This is a genomic window from Sphingopyxis sp. GC21, assembly GCF_025727575.1.
In the GTDB taxonomy this organism is placed as follows: Bacteria; Pseudomonadota; Alphaproteobacteria; order Sphingomonadales; family Sphingomonadaceae; genus Sphingopyxis; species Sphingopyxis terrae_A.
This window is the reverse complement of record NZ_CP095845.1, coordinates 3,834,840-3,850,115: the sequence shown is the minus strand read 5'-3', so window position 1 is coordinate 3,850,115 and position 15,276 is coordinate 3,834,840. Positions and strand designations below refer to the sequence as shown.

The 15,276-nt window shown below is 66.1% G+C and carries 16 protein-coding genes; 5 read left to right on the top strand and 11 right to left on the bottom strand.

The features are described from left to right. Window positions 1–3 precede the first annotated feature (3 nt). Window positions 4–1,350, top strand: coding sequence for an amino acid permease (locus MU856_RS18605; protein WP_263588152.1), 1,347 nt, complete (start codon window positions 4–6; stop codon window positions 1,348–1,350). Here MU856_RS18605 and MU856_RS18600 read toward each other — a convergent pair. The 3 genes from MU856_RS18600 to MU856_RS18590 are packed head-to-tail and all read right to left on the bottom strand — an operon-like array spanning window position 1,327 to window position 5,311. Further along, window positions 1,327–2,931: a phytoene desaturase family protein gene (locus tag MU856_RS18600; protein ID WP_062901175.1), complete on the bottom strand. Its 1,605-nt coding sequence runs from the start codon at window positions 2,929–2,931 to the stop codon at window positions 1,327–1,329. The genes MU856_RS18605 and MU856_RS18600 overlap by 24 nt on opposite strands. Further along, on the bottom strand, window positions 2,928–4,148 hold the full coding sequence (locus tag MU856_RS18595; protein WP_263588151.1) for an FAD-dependent oxidoreductase: 1,221 nt from the start codon (window positions 4,146–4,148) through the stop codon (window positions 2,928–2,930). The genes MU856_RS18600 and MU856_RS18595 overlap by 4 nt, the downstream gene beginning before the upstream one ends. Further along, a complete protein-coding gene (locus MU856_RS18590) occupies window positions 4,145–5,311 on the bottom strand; it encodes an aromatic ring-hydroxylating oxygenase subunit alpha (protein ID WP_062901176.1) in 1,167 nt (388 codons plus the stop codon). Before MU856_RS18590 ends, MU856_RS18595 begins: the two co-directional genes overlap by 4 nt. A 33-nt stretch (window positions 5,312–5,344) precedes the next feature. Between MU856_RS18590 and MU856_RS18585 the strand changes: the two genes are divergently transcribed. Continuing rightward, complete coding sequence (locus MU856_RS18585; RefSeq protein WP_263588150.1) at window positions 5,345–5,935, top strand: TetR/AcrR family transcriptional regulator; 591 nt, start codon at window positions 5,345–5,347, stop codon at window positions 5,933–5,935. Between the two features lie 45 nt (window positions 5,936–5,980). Here the strand turns inward: MU856_RS18585 and MU856_RS18580 are convergent, their stop codons facing one another. The 4 genes from MU856_RS18580 to MU856_RS18565 form a co-directional block, all read right to left on the bottom strand. Continuing rightward, on the bottom strand, window positions 5,981–7,354 hold the full coding sequence (locus tag MU856_RS18580) for a M20/M25/M40 family metallo-hydrolase (RefSeq protein ID WP_263588149.1): 1,374 nt from the start codon (window positions 7,352–7,354) through the stop codon (window positions 5,981–5,983). Between the two features lie 84 nt (window positions 7,355–7,438). Next, window positions 7,439–7,630 (bottom strand): DUF2945 domain-containing protein, encoded by a 192-nt coding sequence (locus MU856_RS18575; protein ID WP_062901179.1) that lies wholly within the window; start codon window positions 7,628–7,630, stop codon window positions 7,439–7,441. 26 nt (window positions 7,631–7,656) lie between these two features. Next, entirely contained in the window at window positions 7,657–8,052 is a 396-nt protein-coding gene (locus MU856_RS18570) for a bactofilin family protein (RefSeq protein ID WP_086457467.1), read from the bottom strand. A gap of 1 nt (window position 8,053) precedes the next feature. Beyond that, window positions 8,054–9,259, bottom strand: a complete 1,206-nt coding sequence (locus MU856_RS18565; protein ID WP_062901181.1) for a M23 family metallopeptidase — start codon at window positions 9,257–9,259, stop codon at window positions 8,054–8,056. 242 nt (window positions 9,260–9,501) lie between these two features. Between MU856_RS18565 and MU856_RS18560 the strand changes: the two genes are divergently transcribed. Further along, on the top strand, window positions 9,502–10,914 hold the full coding sequence (locus tag MU856_RS18560; protein ID WP_263589002.1) for a methyltransferase family protein: 1,413 nt from the start codon (window positions 9,502–9,504) through the stop codon (window positions 10,912–10,914). Window positions 10,915–10,933: 19 nt separating this feature from the next. On the opposite strand, the gene nth is transcribed toward MU856_RS18560, so the two are convergent. The 3 genes from nth to dapB form a co-directional block, all read right to left on the bottom strand. Continuing rightward, window positions 10,934–11,590, bottom strand: coding sequence for an endonuclease III (gene nth, locus MU856_RS18555; protein WP_062901182.1), 657 nt, complete (start codon window positions 11,588–11,590; stop codon window positions 10,934–10,936). Continuing rightward, complete coding sequence (locus MU856_RS18550; RefSeq protein WP_062901183.1) at window positions 11,587–12,747, bottom strand: M48 family metallopeptidase; 1,161 nt, start codon at window positions 12,745–12,747, stop codon at window positions 11,587–11,589. Before MU856_RS18550 ends, nth begins: the two co-directional genes overlap by 4 nt. Window positions 12,748–12,826: 79 nt before the next feature. Further along, window positions 12,827–13,552 (bottom strand): 4-hydroxy-tetrahydrodipicolinate reductase, encoded by a 726-nt coding sequence (gene dapB, locus MU856_RS18545; protein ID WP_062901184.1) that lies wholly within the window; start codon window positions 13,550–13,552, stop codon window positions 12,827–12,829. A 127-nt stretch (window positions 13,553–13,679) separates the two neighbouring features. On the opposite strand from dapB, the gene MU856_RS18540 reads away from it, so the two are divergent. Further along, on the top strand, window positions 13,680–14,384 hold the full coding sequence (locus MU856_RS18540; protein WP_234179268.1) for an NAD-dependent deacylase: 705 nt from the start codon (window positions 13,680–13,682) through the stop codon (window positions 14,382–14,384). A gap of 3 nt (window positions 14,385–14,387) precedes the next feature. Here the strand turns inward: MU856_RS18540 and tadA are convergent, their stop codons facing one another. After that, the gene (gene tadA / locus MU856_RS18535; protein ID WP_062901186.1) at window positions 14,388–14,843 is read right to left on the bottom strand and encodes a tRNA adenosine(34) deaminase TadA; all 456 of its coding nucleotides are present in this window, start codon (window positions 14,841–14,843) and stop codon (window positions 14,388–14,390) included. A gap of 129 nt (window positions 14,844–14,972) precedes the next feature. Between tadA and rpmB the strand changes: the two genes are divergently transcribed. Then, the gene (rpmB, locus tag MU856_RS18530) at window positions 14,973–15,266 is read left to right on the top strand and encodes a 50S ribosomal protein L28 (protein WP_003050690.1); all 294 of its coding nucleotides are present in this window, start codon (window positions 14,973–14,975) and stop codon (window positions 15,264–15,266) included. Window positions 15,267–15,276 lie beyond the last annotated feature (10 nt).

Genomic DNA, 15,276 nt, shown 5'->3' with positions numbered 1-15,276 from the left:
CGGGTGACGAACCCCGCACAGCAACAGGGCGAGGCCGGGCAGAAGCTCGGTCTCGCCATGTGCGTCGCCCTCGTCATGGGCAATATGATCGGGTCGGGGGTGTTCCTCCTGCCCCGCGATCTGGCGCCGCTCGGCTGGAACGCCGTCATCGGCTGGGGCGTGACGATCACCGGCACCCTGTGCCTCGCCATCGTCTTTGCGCAGCTTGCACGGCGACTGCCCGGCGGCAGCGCGACGTTCACCTACGCCAATGCAGCCTTCGGCCCCGGCACGGGATTCACCGTCGCCTGGAGCTACTGGATCAGTTGCTGGACGGCGAATGCGACGCTTGCCGTCGCGGCGGTCAGCAATCTTTCGATCGTCATCCCCAGGCTCGGCGACAAGGGGCCGCTGCCCGCGCTGGTCGCGATCGGCTTTCTGTGGCTCTTCACGCTCATCAACCTGTCGGGCATCCGCCGCGCGGGCGAGACGCAGATCGTCACGCTGCTGTTGAAGCTGGTGCCGGTGATCGGCGCGGTGCTGGTCGCGGCTTGGCTGCTCGGCACCGGCGAAGGCCATGCCGCAGGGATGGCGCATACCCAGCCGGTCAGCCTGTCGGCAGTGAGCGGCGCGGCGACGCTGACGCTGTTCGCGCTGCTCGGCTTCGAAAGCGCCGCCGTCGTTGGCGACCGGGTGCGCGATCCTGAACGGATGATCCCGCGCGCCACACTGATCGGTGCCGCGGCGACCGGCCTCCTCTATCTCCTGTCCTGCACCGCGGTCACCATGCTGCTGCCCGTCGAAACGCTGCAACAGTCGAACGCCGCCTATGCGACCTTTTTCGGAACGCTGGTCAGCCCGCTGGCGGGTGATATCGTCGCGGTCTTTGCCGCGATCGCCGCGCTCGGCGCGCTCAACGGATTCGTGATGCTGCAGGGCGAAATTCCGCGCGACCTCGCCCATCGCGGTCTGCTCCCCGCCCTTTTCGGGCGCGACAATCGTTTCGGATCGCCGCAAATGGCGCAGATCGCATCGAGCCTGCTCGCGAGCATCGTCGTCTATGCCAATTATTCGCGCGGCCTCGCCGAACTTTTCACCTTCATGGTGCTCATCACCACTTCGACCGCGATCATCCTTTATGTCGTCGGCAGCCTGTCGGCGCTGCGGCTCGAACAGGCGGGCAGCCTGCGCGTCTCGCCGGGCTTTGCGGCGCTGACCCTCGTCGGCTTCTGCTACAGCTGCTGGGCCTTCTACGGCGCCGGGATCGAGGCGAGTTTGTGGAGCGTCGCGATGACCGCGGCGGGGCTACCCCTCTATCTGCTAATGCGGCGCCGCGGGGGAGCGGCCTCAGCGCCAGCGGGGCGCGAATAGACCGCGGTCGCGCAGGATCACCTGCGCCGCATTATGCCCCGGCGCGCCGGTGACGCCGCCGCCCGGGTGCGTTCCCGCCCCGCACATGTAAAGCCCCTTCACCGGCCCGCGATAGCCGCCATTGCCAAGCACCGGCCGCGCCGACCAGAGTTGATCGAGGCTCATATTGCCGTGCATGATGTCGCCGCCGACCAGCCCGAACTTGCGTTCGAGACCCTTGGGGCTGAGGCGCGTCTGCCCGACAATGCTGGCGCGGAAGCCGGGCGCATGCTTTTCGACCGTGTCGATGATGCAATCGGCCGCGGCTTCCTCCTCATCGTCCCAGTCGCGCCCGTCCGGCAATTCGGGTGCGAACTGCTGGCAGAAGAGGCTGGCGACATGGCAGCCTTCAGGGGCAAGGCTGTCATCGACGGTCGAGGGGATGAGCATCTCAACGATCGGTTCCTTCGACCAGCCGTCGCGCTTCGCATCCAGAAAGGCGCGGTCCATATAGTCGAGCGTCGGCGCGAGGATGATCCCCGACTGGTGATGCTCGCCCGGTTCGGGGAGGCAGGTGAATCTGGGGAGTTCGGACAGCGCGACATTCATCCGGAAGGTGCCGCTGCCTGCCTTGAAACCCTTGATCCGGCGTTCGAAATCGGCAGGCAGGTCGCCCGCGTCCATCATCCGTTCGTAAAGCAGCTTGGGTCCGACATTGGCGATCACCCGCGCCGCCGCAATCTCCTCGCCGCCGACGAGCTTGACCCCCACGGCCTTGCCGCCGTCGACGAGCACTTTCGCTACCGGGCTTTCGAGGCTGATTTCGACGCCATGATCGCGGCAGACCTTGGCCATGATCTCGGTGATCTTGCCCATGCCGCCGACGCTGTGGCCCCACGCCCCCTTCTTGCCGTTCACCTCGCCGAAGACATGGTGGAGGAGGACATAGGCGCTGCCCGGCGTGTCGGGGCTGGCATAGTTGCCGACGACGGCATCGAAGCCGAAGGCGGCCTTGACCGCCTCGCTCTCGAACCAGCTGTCGAGCATTGTACGCGCCGACTTGGTGAACAGGTCGAGCACATCGCGCTGCTGTTCGAGGCTGAGCGTCGCGAAGCGCCGCCCCTGCCGCGCGCCGTCGAGCAGCGTGCGCATGCCTTCGCCGACATTGGGCGGGACGCGCAGCGCAAGATCGCGGAGCAGTTCGGCGACATTTTCGAGCGCGTCATAATATTGCGGCAGCACCTCGGCATCGCGGGCGCTGAACTTTCGGAACTCGGCCTGCGTGCGTTCGAGCCCGGCGCCGAGTTTGAGATAGCCGCCATCCTCCTGCGGAAGGAAATTGCTGATCGGCCGCTCGATGACGCGATAGCCATGATCGGCGAGCTTCATGTCGGCGATCACCTTCGGCTGCAGTAGGCTGACCGTATAGCTCGCGACCGAATTGCGGAAGCCCGGCGCGAATTCCTCGGTCACAGCGGCCCCGCCGACGACGTCGCGCGCCTCCACGATACGGACCTTCAGCCCCGCCTTGGCAAGATAAAAGGCACAGACAAGGCCGTTGTGGCCGGCGCCGATGATCAGCGCGTCATAGGCTTTGGTCATGAAAAATCTTTCGCAAGTGGGGACTGAACATGCTGCCGCCCGAAGCCGAGGCCGACTATGCGGCCGGGAATCCGGCGCAGCAGCGGGATATGGTCGAGCAGGCGGATCGCGAGCGGTACATGATCGATCTTGCCGCGCAGCACAGGTTCGACGACGCGCCGGTGCGCAAAACGCTGCAGCGCCTGCATCTTTGTCGTGGGCTTCCATCGGCGGTCCTGCACCCGCGCGAGCAAGGGATCGGGGTCCGCGCCGGCGACGAGCGGCGCCGCAAGGATGTTCGCGGCGGCCACTGCATCCTGCACCGCAAGGTTGATCCCGACGCCGCCGACGGGCGACATGGCGTGCGCGGCATCGCCGATCGCGAGCAATCCGGGCTGCCACCAGCGGGTCAGCCGATCGAGCGCGACCGACAGCAGCTTGACGTCTTCGAAGCCGCCGATCGCGTCGATCCCGGCGGCGAGGCCCGGCGCTATCGAAACGATTGTCTCACGAAAGGCCGCGATACCGCGCGCCTCGACCGCCGCGAAGCCGCTCTTTTCGATGATCTGCGCGCACTGCCAATAATCGCCGCGCGGTATCGCGACGACCATGCCGCCTTTGTCGATCGTACCGAGCGGGACTTCGGTCATGTCCAGATCCGCCGGCATCGGCACCCGGAACCATAGCACATCCATCAGTGCGCCAAGATCGTCGAGCGGCAGCCTGGCGGCATCGCGCAGCACCGAGCGGCGCCCGTCCGCGGCGATGACAAGGCGCGCGGGCAGCGTTTCACCGCTCGCCAGCGTGACGCCGTCGACGCGGCCGGCGGCATCGTGGCGCAATCCCGTCGCTTCGGTCGACATGCGCAGGTCGAAGGTGGGATATTTGCGGCCTTCGCGCGCGATGAAGTCGAGCAGATCCCATTGCGGCATCATCGCGACAAAGGGTGCGGCAACGGGCAGATGCTTGAGCGTCGCGATCGTGTAGCGGCGCCCGAGCAGGTCGAGCGTCATCGTGTCGATCGCGGCATGCGGAAGCGCGAGCAGCGCGCCAAGCAGGCCGATGTCGTCGAACAGATCGAGCGTCGAGGGGTGCACCGTGTCGCCGCGAAAATCGCGAAAAAAGTCGGCGTGCTTTTCGAGCACCGTCACCGCCACCCCGGCGCGCGCGAAGAGCAGCCCCGCGACCATCCCGGCGGGACCGCCGCCGACGATCACCACGGGCGCCGTGCCGGTCAAGCGCGGCTCCACCCCGCCGCCGGCGCCTGCTCCAGCCGTGCTTCGGGGATGATCGCGCGCATCCGGGCACAGAAATGCTTGAGGCAGACTTCCTTGTCGCTGAGCGGTCCCATCTGGAAACTTTGCGATTGCATGCCCTGCTGGACGCGGGTGATCAGCGCCGTATCTTCGGCATTGACCTGACGATTGATGCGCCAGTTCAAATAGCGCGCGGCCTTCATCTCGCGGCGGGCATCGGGAAGCACGTAACTGATTTCGCGGATCAGGCAGCTCGTCGGGCCGGTCGGCAGCCACTGCATGAAATCGACCTGATCGGGGTAGATGTCGAAGGCGACATTGGGCCACAGCTTGAAATAGAGCCAGTGCCGCTGGTTCGCTTGCGGCAGGTGCGGGACCGGCGGCAGCAACCGCTGATAGAGCCGCTCGGACCAGTTCGCCGACGGTCGGTCGGCGAGGTCGCCCCACATGCGATCGACGCGATCTTCGGCTTCGACGCCATAGCTTTTTCCGAATAATCGCGTCAGGCCGGGGTGGGCGACGGGAATGTGCAGGCCGTCCGAATAATTGTCGCCGACATTCTTCCAGTTCACATCGCGCGGGCGCAGCGTGACGCGCCCCAATGCGCCGAGTTCCGCGAAACGATAGGGTTCGACCATCGCTTCATAGGGCGCCATCATCGCGGCGACCGACGGGCCGCCGTCGTCCTCCAGCCGCACGAACCAGAAGCCGCGCCATTGTTCGAGGCCGACGGGCGCGAGCCCCGCCTTTTCCTTGTCGAGCGTCGGATAGCTCGCCGAATCGGGAACGCCCGAGAGTCGCCCGTCGAGTTCGTAGGTCCAGGCGTGATAGGGGCAAACGAGCTTCTTCGCGCAGCCCGCCGCGCCGTCGACCAGCCGCGACCCGCGGTGGCGGCAGACGTTGGTGAAGGCGCGCACGACGCGGTCGGCGCCGCGCACGACGATCACGCTTTCGCCGCAATAATCGATGCTGTGCCAGTCGCCCGCCGCGGGAATGTCGCTGTCATGACAGACGACCTGCCAGCTCGGGCGGAAGATGCGCGCCATTTCGGCGGCGTAGAAATCGGGGTCGCTATAGGTCCAGGCCGGGAGCGACCAGCCGTCGAGCGGATCGGGATGCGAATCGCGAAGGGGTGCAGTTGCCATGGCTCGTTCCTTGTTATACACATGTATAACAATATGACCGCCGCTCGCCAAGCCTTTACGCGCGAAAGTGCCGACGCCCGCCGGGCCGACCTGATCGACGCGACCGCGGCATGTCTTGCCGAGCTTGGGCTGGCGGGAACGAGCGTCCGCGCGATCTGCGCGAAGGCGGGCGTGTCGCCCGGGTTGCTGCGCCATTATTTCGGCGGCATCGACGATCTGATCGCCGCAGCCTATCAGGCGACGAGCGACCGGATGGATGCGGTCTTCGCCGCCGCCACCGACGCGGCGGGCCCCGATCCGCACACGCGGCTGACCGCCTATCTGACTGCCAGCTTCCGCCCGCCGGTGACCGACCCGCAATTGCTCGGCGCGTGGACCGCTTTCTGGGCGCTCGCGCGCAGCGATGCGCGCATGGCGGCCATCCATGCCGATAGCTATGCCGGTTATCGCGCCCGGCTGCGCGACCTGCTCGCGCCGTGCGGCGCGCGCGACCCCGACCAGCTCGCGATCCTGCTTACCGCCATGGTCGACGGGCTGTGGCTCGAACTGTCGCTCGACGCGAGCAGCTTCGGCGCCGATGCGGCGGCGGCGATGGTCGAGCGGGCGGTGGCGGCGCTCATATAATCGTCGCCCCCGCGCGGGCGGGGGCGACGGCATAGGTTCGGACGATTATTTCGCCAGGTCGCGCAGCAGGCTGTCCCAATGCGCAAGCGCGCCGGGAATGGCGTTGACCGGCACCCTCTCGTTGAGCCCGTGCGCGTAGCTGTCGCTCGCCTTCGAAAACAGACCCGCGACGCCATAGCTCGGAACGCCCAGCATACGGAAATGATAGCTGTCGGTCGCCCCTGCGCTCATCGACGGTATGATCGGCAGGCCCGGGAAGCGGCCATGGACGGCCTTCGTCACCGCCGCCATGACATCGGGGCGCAGCGGCGAGGCGTCGCTCGCGCTCGCGTCGGGATCGGGCTTCACCGCCACCGCGGGGTCGGCGATCACGCGTTCGAGTTCGGCGCGCACCGCCTCGACAGGCACGCCAGGGAAGATGCGGCAGTTGATATTGGCGGTCGCCCGCTGCGGCAGGGCGTTTTCGGCGTGACCGCCGTTGACCAGCGTCGGGACGCAGGTGGTGCCGATCTGGCCGACATATTCAGGATCGGCGGTAATCGTCGCGATCGCCGCCGCGTCGGCGGGGTTTGCGGCAAAGGTCTTGAGCGCTGCGCCGATCGCACCGCCGACCTGATCGGCAACAATCGGCATACCGACCTTGGTCAGTTCGTTCTGCTGCGGCTTGAAATGATGGGCGCCCACCTTGGCGAGTGCATTCGACAATTGAACGATGGCATTGGTCGGCGACGGGCGCGAGCTGTGACCGCCGGGGTTCGTGACCTCCAGCGTGAAGTCGGCATAGGTTTTTTCGCCGGCCTGCAGAGCGTAATATTGCGCCTTGCCGTCTTCACCGATCAGGCCGCCGCCGCCGTCGCCGTTGAGCGCGAGTTCGGCGCCCTTATATTTGGCGGCGAGCGCACGCGTCGTCATCATCGACGTTTCCTCGTCGCCCGACAGCAGCAGGATGATCGAGCGCTTGGGCTTGAAGCCGTCCTTCCTGAGCTGCGCCATGGTGGCGACCATCATCGCGACGTCGAATTTATTGTCCTCCGACCCGCGCCCGAAAATATAGCCATTCTCCTCGACCGGCACGAACGGATCGCGCGTCCAGTCCTTCGCGTCGGCCTCGACGACATCCATATGGCCGAGCAGCAGGATCGGCTTTTCCTTCGTCGTTCCCTGCAGCGTGGCGGCGAAGGTCGCGGTTTCGCCCATCGGGGTGATGACGATGTCGCTGTCGGCATAGCCCGCCGCCTTCAGCACCTCGGCATAATAGGCCGCAAGTTCGGGCACCTTGCCGCGTCCCGCGACGGTCGGGATCGCGACGCTGTCGATCAGGATCTTTTTCGCGGTACCCGCATCGGCGGGTTTGGCATGGACGGGCGCGGCGGCCAGCAAGGCGGCGGCGAGGGCGAGCGGAGCGGTAAGGGTGCGCATGGTTCGCGACTATGGCGTCTGCGCGGGGGCGCGCAAGACCCGAAGTTGGGCAGATCCCCCCTGCCCCCCAATCGCCGCCCGCGGTCAAGCCGGCGCGAGTTCACTCGCAAGCTTGAGCACGCAGCGCCCGTCGAGCATTTCGATCAGATAGGCGGGATTCCCCGCGCTCCCGTTGCGCACGATCCGGCTACCCTTGATCGTGCGTTCGACGCGGCGGTCGAAGCGCTCGGCGATCACGCCGCGACCTTCGCCGCGGCCCCATTGCCAGCACACCATCGTGCCGACCGGAAAATCGCGGTCGGTCAGGCGCCGAACGAGGCCGGCTTTTCGCCGACGACTTCGAGCGCCGGAGGCGCCTTGGCCGCACCCGCGCGGCGGTGCGACAGCTTGCCGTCGACCTTGCCGCCATTTTCGATCGTGATCGTTTCGTAGGTCACGTCGCCGGTGATCCGCGCGCTGGCGTGGATGATCAGCGTCTTGGCCTCGATCGACCCGTCGACCAGACCCGCAAGCTTAGCGGTCTCGGCGACGACACCGCCCTTGATCTCGCTCGCCTCGCCCTGGACGAGGTTGGCGCATTTCAAGTCGCCCTCGATCTTGCCGTCGACGTGCAGGTCGACACTGGCCGACACATTGCCGGTGATGACCACATCCGACCCGATGATCGAGAAAGTGGTATGACGGGCGCCGGTCGCCATCTTAGCGGGCACCGGCGGAAGCGAGGGCGCCGACCCGCTGTCGGGCGTCGTCTTTGACTTTGAGAACATCGGCTTTGGCCTCCAGAAAACGCCGCGGATTGACCGCGACCCCGTTCAAACGGACTTCGAAATGCAAATGGCTGCCGGTCGAGCGGCCGGTGCTGCCCATGCGGGCGATCTGCTGCCCCGCGGTGACGCGGTCGCCCACTTTGGCGTTGAAACCCGACAAATGGGCGTAGCGGGTCAGGATACCCTGACCATGATCGACCTCGACGACATTGCCATAGCCCGACTTCTGGCCGACGAAGCTGACACGCCCGGGCGCGGCGGCGAGGATCGGCGCGCCGATCGGCCCCGGGAAATCGAGCCCCGCGTGCATCGCACCGGCGCCGGTGAAGGGATCGCTGCGATAGCCATAGCTCGATGAGAGCATCAGCACATGCGCCGGCTGACCCGAAGGAATCGCGACGAGGGTGCGTTCGAACACTTCCATACGGAACAGCGCGCCTTCGAGCGCGGCGAAGCTGGTGCCGAGCGCGCCCGCATTGCCGCCGCGGCGCTGGAAGGGGATGAGCGGACCACCACGACCCGACGAGGCGTCGCGAACGAGCGCGCGCGGATCGAGCCCGAGCTTGGCGACCGCGCTTTCGGCCTTGGCGGCGCGGGCGTTGACCGCGGCGAGCAGGCGCGACGAAAAGGCCTCCTGCCGCGCCTCGATGCGCGCGAGCGCCTGTGCTTCGGGGGGCAGGCGCGGATCGATGGCGCTGGTCTTGAGCGGCGTCGCGGCGTCGCCGTCGGCTTTTGCACCATCGGCCGCCTTCGCCGGCGCGGGCAGCGCTTCGTTGCCGAAATAATCCTGCTGCCACTGTTCGAGCTGCTTTTGCCGCTCGTCGAGGTCGGCGGCGATTTCGCCGACGCGGTCGCGATAGCGCGCGATGCGCTGCTCGGCAGCCGCGGCAGCCGCCTGCTTCTGCGCGACTTCGGCGCGCTCGTCGGCGGTGAGCAGCTGGTTGACGAACACGGCGAGCGTAATCGCAGCCCAAGCGAGCAGCACCGCGCCAGCGATCAGCGCAACGCGCTTTTGCCAAACGGCGCTAATACGCAGAAACCGGACATGGCCGTGCGTGCGAATGAAGATTTCATGGTCCTGGAACAGCGCATTAAAACGCTGGCGCCAATGGCGCAGACCCGTCGATTGGGAAGACAAGCTACGACCCCGTCTTGTTGTTCTGATGGAGCCCTCCGCCCCGACTTGGTGGGGCCTTTACCAGCGCCGGCGGGGCATCGCGACTCTTCAGCGGCCGAGTCGGGTTGAATCGAACCTGACTCGCGGTGAACGGTGTCAAACCGTCGCAACTATGATCGATCGGGCGGCATTTTCGCCGCGAATCGGGGATTATCGTTGACGGCTTGCTTACCATTTCGGCCTAGGACGAGGGGGTGACCCATATGCCCGATCTTGCCGTTCCGGCGGCCGCCGAGACGGCGGCTGACGCCATCGAAGCGCCCGCTTCGCGCCCCCGGTCGGCGGTCAGCGCCGGGGTCGGGATCGTCGGTATCCTGGGCCTGTTTTCCTATCTGCTGATCGCGCGCTACGCGCCCGAAATCGCGGCCTATCTGGGCGTCGACTGGGGACAGCGCGGGCCGATGAACGGCCCCAATTCGGCGATCGCCAGCGTCCTTGCCTGCGGCGTTCCGATGGTGCTGTGGTCGCTGTTCGTCGACAAGGTGCACCGCAATCCGTCGACCGGCATCGACTGGTCGCTGCGCCGCCCGTGGCGCGAGACGGTCGACATCAGCCTGACCAAGATCGCCGGGCTGTGGACGACCTGGGCGCTGATCGCCGGATTCTATGCCGTGATGCGCTATTATTGGGAGGGCAATTACGCCTTCTCGATGGACCTGCTCGAACGGGTGGTGCCGTGGCTGCTGCTCGTATCGGTGCCCTATATGCTGTGGCTCGACCGCCGCATGGTCGAACCGCGCGACGGCTGTTACCAGTTCGGACGCTGGCTGATCGCGCCGCGCCAGTCGGGCCGCGCCCAGCCCGTCGATGGGCGCGCGATCGCGCATCATCTGCGCGCCTGGGCGGTGAAGGGGTTCTTCACCGCCTTCATGCTGTCGATCGTGCCGGGCAATTTCTCGTCACTGGCCAGCGTGCCGATGCGCGACGTCCTCGCCAATCCCTATATGACCGGCATCTGGACGATCAACCTGCTCTATCTGGTCGATGTCCATGTCGCGACCGTCGGCTATATCCTGACCCTCAAGCCGCTCGACGCGCATATCCGCACCGCCAATCCCTATGGCATGGCGTGGGTCGCGGCGCTCGTCTGCTACCCGCCCTTCATTCTGATGAACGGCGGGCCGCTCGATTATACGGTGAACGGGTCCGACTGGGGCTATTGGCTTCAGGGGCACGACACGCTGATGACATTGTGGGGCGTGGCGCTGGTATTTCTGGTCGGCATCTACGCCTGGGCGACGATGGCGTTCGGCATCCGCTTTTCGAACCTGACCCACCGCGGCGTCATCACCCACGGCCCCTATGCCTTCACGCGGCACCCCGCCTATGTGTCGAAGAATCTGAGCTGGTGGATCGGCTCGCTGCCCTTCCTCGTCACATCTGGCAGCGCCGCCGACGCGGTGCGCAACACCATCCTGCTCGCGGCGGTCAGCGGCGTCTATTACTGGCGCGCCAAGACCGAGGAAAAGCATCTGCTCGGCGATCCCGCCTATCAGGCCTATTGGGCCTGGGCGCAGCGCCACGCCCTCGTCCCGCGCCTGTTCGCGAAGCTGAGTGGCTGCGCATTGCCGCGGATACGGCTCGATCCCGATCCGCGCGTCGGGCCGGTCGCCTGACCGCCCGGCGGACGCGCTATCAGGGAGCCTGCCAGCCCTTCGGGGCGGGCGTCTTGGGCTTGTAACGGCACAGATCGGCAACGGGGCAGCGCCAGCATTCGGGGGTGCGCGCCTTGCAGATATAACGACCGTGCAGGATCAGCCAGTGGTGCGCGCCGACGCGAAAGGGCTGCGGCGTTTCCTTGTCGAGCTTTTTTTCGACCGCGAGAGGCGTCTTGCCGGGCGCAAGGCCGGTGCGGTTGCCGACGCGGAAAATGTGCGTGTCGACCGCAAAGGTTTCCGCCCCGAAGGCGCAGTTCATGACGACATTGGCGGTCTTGCGCCCCACGCCGGGCAATTCGACCAGCGTATCGCGGTCGGCGGGCACTTCGCCGCCATGGTCGCGGACGAGAATTTCGCTGAGCGCGATGACATTCTTCGCCTTCGCGTTGAACAGCCCGATCGTCTTGATGTGCTGTTTGAGGCCGTCTTCGCCAAGGTCGACCATCTGCTGCGGGGTCTTCACGTCCTGAAACAGTCGCCGCGTCGCCTTGTTCACCCCGACATCGGTCGCCTGCGCCGACAGCACCACCGCGACGAGCAGCTGGTACGTGTTGCCAAATTCCAGTTCGGTTTCCGGACTCGGGTTGAGTTCGGCAAGGCGGCGATAGAATTCGAAGATGTCGGCCTTCTTCATTCGGCCGCGGGCGGGTGCGCCGCCTTCCAGTCCATCGCGACGCGCACGCGCCGTTCGACCGAAGGATGGTCGTAAAAGATCGTCTCCTCGACCGCGCCGGGGCGCGGGTTGCGATATTCGGCGGTCTTGACGAGCGCGGTGGCAAGCGCATCGGGCCGGTTTTCGGTCTTGAGCGAATAAAGGTCGGCCTCGCTCTCGTCGATGCGGATGAGCGTGTTAGTGATCGGCAGGGTGACGAGGCCGAACAGCGACAGGAAGAAAATCAGCACAGGAAAGCCGCGCGGATCGCCGATCTCGGCATCGCTGCCGAACAGCCGTGCGAGGCGCGGAAAGAGCCGGTCGGCCAAAAAGAAAAGCAGCACCGCGAGCGCCGCAAAGACGAAAACCATGCGCCAGATATGGCCGAGCACATAATGGCCGATCTCGTGCCCCGTCACCGCGCGCACCTCGTCGAGCGAGGCCTTGCCGATCGCAACGTCCGAGATCGCGATGCGCGCCGAATGACCGATGCCCGAGACATTGGCGGTGAAATTGTTCGATTGGCGCGATCCATCGAACATATAGATACGGTCAGCGGGTATGTCGGCCTTTGCCGCCATCTCGACGAGCGCATCGCGCACCGGCCCATCGGGAACCGGTGTATATTTGTTGAACAAAGGCTCGATCGCGATCGGCGCGACGAGCAGAAACGCCGAAATGGCGATCGCCGCCAGCCCGCCCGACCAGATCCACCAGCGCTTGCCCGTGCGCCGGATCAGCGCATAGACGCCGAGGAAGAAGAGCCCGCCGAGCAGCGCGGTGATGACGGTCGAGATCGCCGCCTGACCGAGCCAGTCGCCGAGCGGCTGGCTGGTGCGATCATAGGCGGTCTCGCGAATCCAGCCGGTGTAAATGTCCCACGGCAGAGTGACGAGCGCCGAAAGCAGGAAGAAGACCGCGCACAGCACCCAGGTCCGCAGTGCCCAGCCGCGCCGCGCCAGACGCGTATCGATGCGATCGAGAACCCGCAGCCGCACGAAAAGCAGGGTCACGGCCGCCGCGACGAGCAAGCCCCACAAGAGCAGCCAGTGATTGCCGTGCGTATAGGCGGCCGCCTTCGCCAGCGCCTGCGGCCCGAGGCTGTCGATGTAGCCCGCGGTTTCTGCGGCTGGGTTCATCGCGATATCTCCCCTCAACTTTGGCAGCGATGCCGTATTAGGAGAGCAATACGCCGAAATCGGCGCGCCGCAAGCCCGTTCAGAGGCCGAGCACCTGCGGCATCGTGTAGCGACCCGGCGGCTGGTGGATCAGCCACAGCGCCGCCCGCACCGCGCCGCGCGCGAAGATCATGCGGTTTTCGGCGCGATGCGACAGAGTGATCATTTCCTCCGGCCCGGCGAAGATGACATCATGGTCGCCGGCGATGGTCCCGCCGCGCAGCGATGCGAAGCCGATCTTGCCATGGCCACGCGCCCCGGTGACGCCATCGCGGCCACGTTCGGAGCAGCGGTCGAGGCTGATGCCGCGCCCCTCGGCGGCTGCCTGACCAAGCAGCAGGGCGGTGCCGCTCGGCGAATCGACCTTCATCCGGTGATGCATTTCCAACACCTCGATATCCCAATCGGCGTCGAGCCGCGCCGCCGCCTCGCGCACCAGATGCGCAAGCAGCGTGACGCCAAGCGAAGTATTGCCCGTCTGGAGCACCGCGATATCCTTCGCGGCATCGTCGATCAGATAATGGTGACGCTCCTCAAGCCCCGTCGTGCCGATGACGATGGGCTTCCTTGCGGTAATGCAGGCGTCGAGCGTCGCCTCCAGCGCCCCCGGCGACGAGAAATCGACGAGCACATCGGCGGCGGCAACGAGCCGTGCGACATCGCCGCCCTTGTCGACGCCGCAGCTGCGCTGCCCCGCCTCCGAAATCGCGGCGGCGAGCGCGACGCCCATCCGTCCCTGACTGCCGATGATGCCGATGCTCGTCATGACGCGTCCCCTTACCCCATCCCCCTTAGCGCTTCCGATCGCGCAAAGTCGAGGCGCGGCTCGCCCGGCACGGGCCGGATTGATGAAAAAGGATGAAGCCGCCACTGCGTCTCGATAGAGAGGCCGCATGAGCGGCGTCCATAACATCGTGATCCTGACCGGCGCGGGCGTGTCGGCCGAAAGTGGTATCGACACCTTCCGTGACGGCGGCGGGCTTTGGGAACAGCATCGGGTCGAGGATGTGGCGACGCCCGAAGCTTTCGTCCGCGATCCCGATCTGGTCCACCGCTTTTACGATGCGCGCCGCGCCGCGATCCAGACCAAACAGCCCAACGCCGCCCATGCTGCGCTGGCACGGCTCGACGCGCATTGGCCCGGCGAGTTGCTGATCGTCACGCAAAATGTCGACGATCTGCACGAGCGCGCGGGCGCGAAGCGGTTGATTCACATGCACGGCGAACATCTGAACGCGTGGTGCACCGCGTGCGACCGACGCAGCCCATGGTCCGGCACGTTGATCGACCGGCCCGCCTGCCCGGCGTGCGGCCTGGTCGGCTATCTGCGCCCCGACGTCGTGTGGTTCGGCGAGATGCCCTATAGGATGGACGACATATATCGCGCCATCAACCGCGCCGACCTGTTCGTTTCGATCGGCACCTCCGGCGCGGTCTATCCCGCCGCGGGTTTCGTGCGCGAGGCGCGGCAGGCGGGTGCCCGCACGCTCGAGCTCAATATGGAGCCGAGCCAGGGCAGCTATTGGTTCGACGAGGCGCGGCAGGGACCGGCAACGCAGCTGGTACCGCAATGGGTCGATCAATTGCTGGGGCTCTGACGGTCAGCGACGCGCCGCGAAGAAATCGCGGAGCAACATCGCCGCTTCACCGGCACCGATCCCGTCGTAGATTTCGGGGCGATGATGGATCGTCGGCTGCGCGAAGACGCGCGGACCATGCGCGACCGCCCCGCCCTTCGGATCGTCGGCGCCATAATAGAGGCGCGCGATGCGAGCATGGGCGATGGCACCCGCGCACATCGCGCAGGGTTCCAGCGTGACATAGAGGTCGCAGCCGTCGAGCCGCTCGTTGCCGAGCTTCGCCGCGGCCGCCCGAATCGCCACAATCTCCGCATGCGCGGTGGGATCGTGCGATTCGCGCGGGCGGTTATGGCCTTCGGCCACGATCGCACCGTCCTTGACGACGACCGCACCGACCGGCACTTCGCCCCAATCTGCGGCGATCCGGGCAAGGTCGAGCGCGCGGCGCATGGGTTCGGGAAGGGGGAAAGAGGGCATTTCCTACCGCTAATCGCTTGACGAATCTCCGGCAAGCCGATAAGCGCGCGCCTTTCCCGGCCCACCCGGTCCCTTCGGCGCCTTTCGCGCCAACCGGCACGCCGCCCAGATTTTGTGAGGAAGAAGACGATGTCGCGCATTTGCGAACTGACCGGCAAGGGCCGCCAGGTTGGCCACAATGTCAGCCACGCCAACAACAAGACCAAGCGTACCTTCCTGCCCAACCTGCAGAATGTGACGCTGCTGTCGGACGCGCTCGGCAAGGGCGTGAAGCTGCGCGTGTCGACCCACGGCCTGCGTTCGGTTGAACATAATGGCGGCCTCGACAACTGGCTGATGAAGACCGGCGACAATCTGCTTTCGGACAACGCCCGCAAGATCAAGAAGGAAGTCGCGAAGAAGCTGGCCGAAAAGGCCGCCTGATTCGTCCTTC

Coding starts and splice junctions, on each gene's coding strand:
- MU856_RS18600 (WP_062901175.1), bottom strand. CDS start 2,931: ATGACCAAAGCCTATGACGCGCTGATCATCGGCGCCGGCCACAACGGC.
- MU856_RS18590 (WP_062901176.1), bottom strand. CDS start 5,311: ATGGCAACTGCACCCCTTCGCGATTCGCATCCCGATCCGCTCGACGGC.
- MU856_RS18585 (WP_263588150.1), top strand. CDS start 5,345: ATGACCGCCGCTCGCCAAGCCTTTACGCGCGAAAGTGCCGACGCCCGC.
- MU856_RS18580 (WP_263588149.1), bottom strand. CDS start 7,354: ATGCGCACCCTTACCGCTCCGCTCGCCCTCGCCGCCGCCTTGCTGGCC.
- MU856_RS18575 (WP_062901179.1), bottom strand. CDS start 7,630: ATGGTGTGCTGGCAATGGGGCCGCGGCGAAGGTCGCGGCGTGATCGCC.
- MU856_RS18570 (WP_086457467.1), bottom strand. CDS start 8,052: ATGGCGACCGGCGCCCGTCATACCACTTTCTCGATCATCGGGTCGGAT.
- MU856_RS18560 (WP_263589002.1), top strand. CDS start 9,502: ATGCCCGATCTTGCCGTTCCGGCGGCCGCCGAGACGGCGGCTGACGCC.
- nth (WP_062901182.1), bottom strand. CDS start 11,590: ATGAAGAAGGCCGACATCTTCGAATTCTATCGCCGCCTTGCCGAACTC.
- MU856_RS18550 (WP_062901183.1), bottom strand. CDS start 12,747: ATGAACCCAGCCGCAGAAACCGCGGGCTACATCGACAGCCTCGGGCCG.
- dapB (WP_062901184.1), bottom strand. CDS start 13,552: ATGACGAGCATCGGCATCATCGGCAGTCAGGGACGGATGGGCGTCGCG.
- MU856_RS18540 (WP_234179268.1), top strand. CDS start 13,680: ATGAGCGGCGTCCATAACATCGTGATCCTGACCGGCGCGGGCGTGTCG.
- tadA (WP_062901186.1), bottom strand. CDS start 14,843: ATGCCCTCTTTCCCCCTTCCCGAACCCATGCGCCGCGCGCTCGACCTT.
- rpmB (WP_003050690.1), top strand. CDS start 14,973: ATGTCGCGCATTTGCGAACTGACCGGCAAGGGCCGCCAGGTTGGCCAC.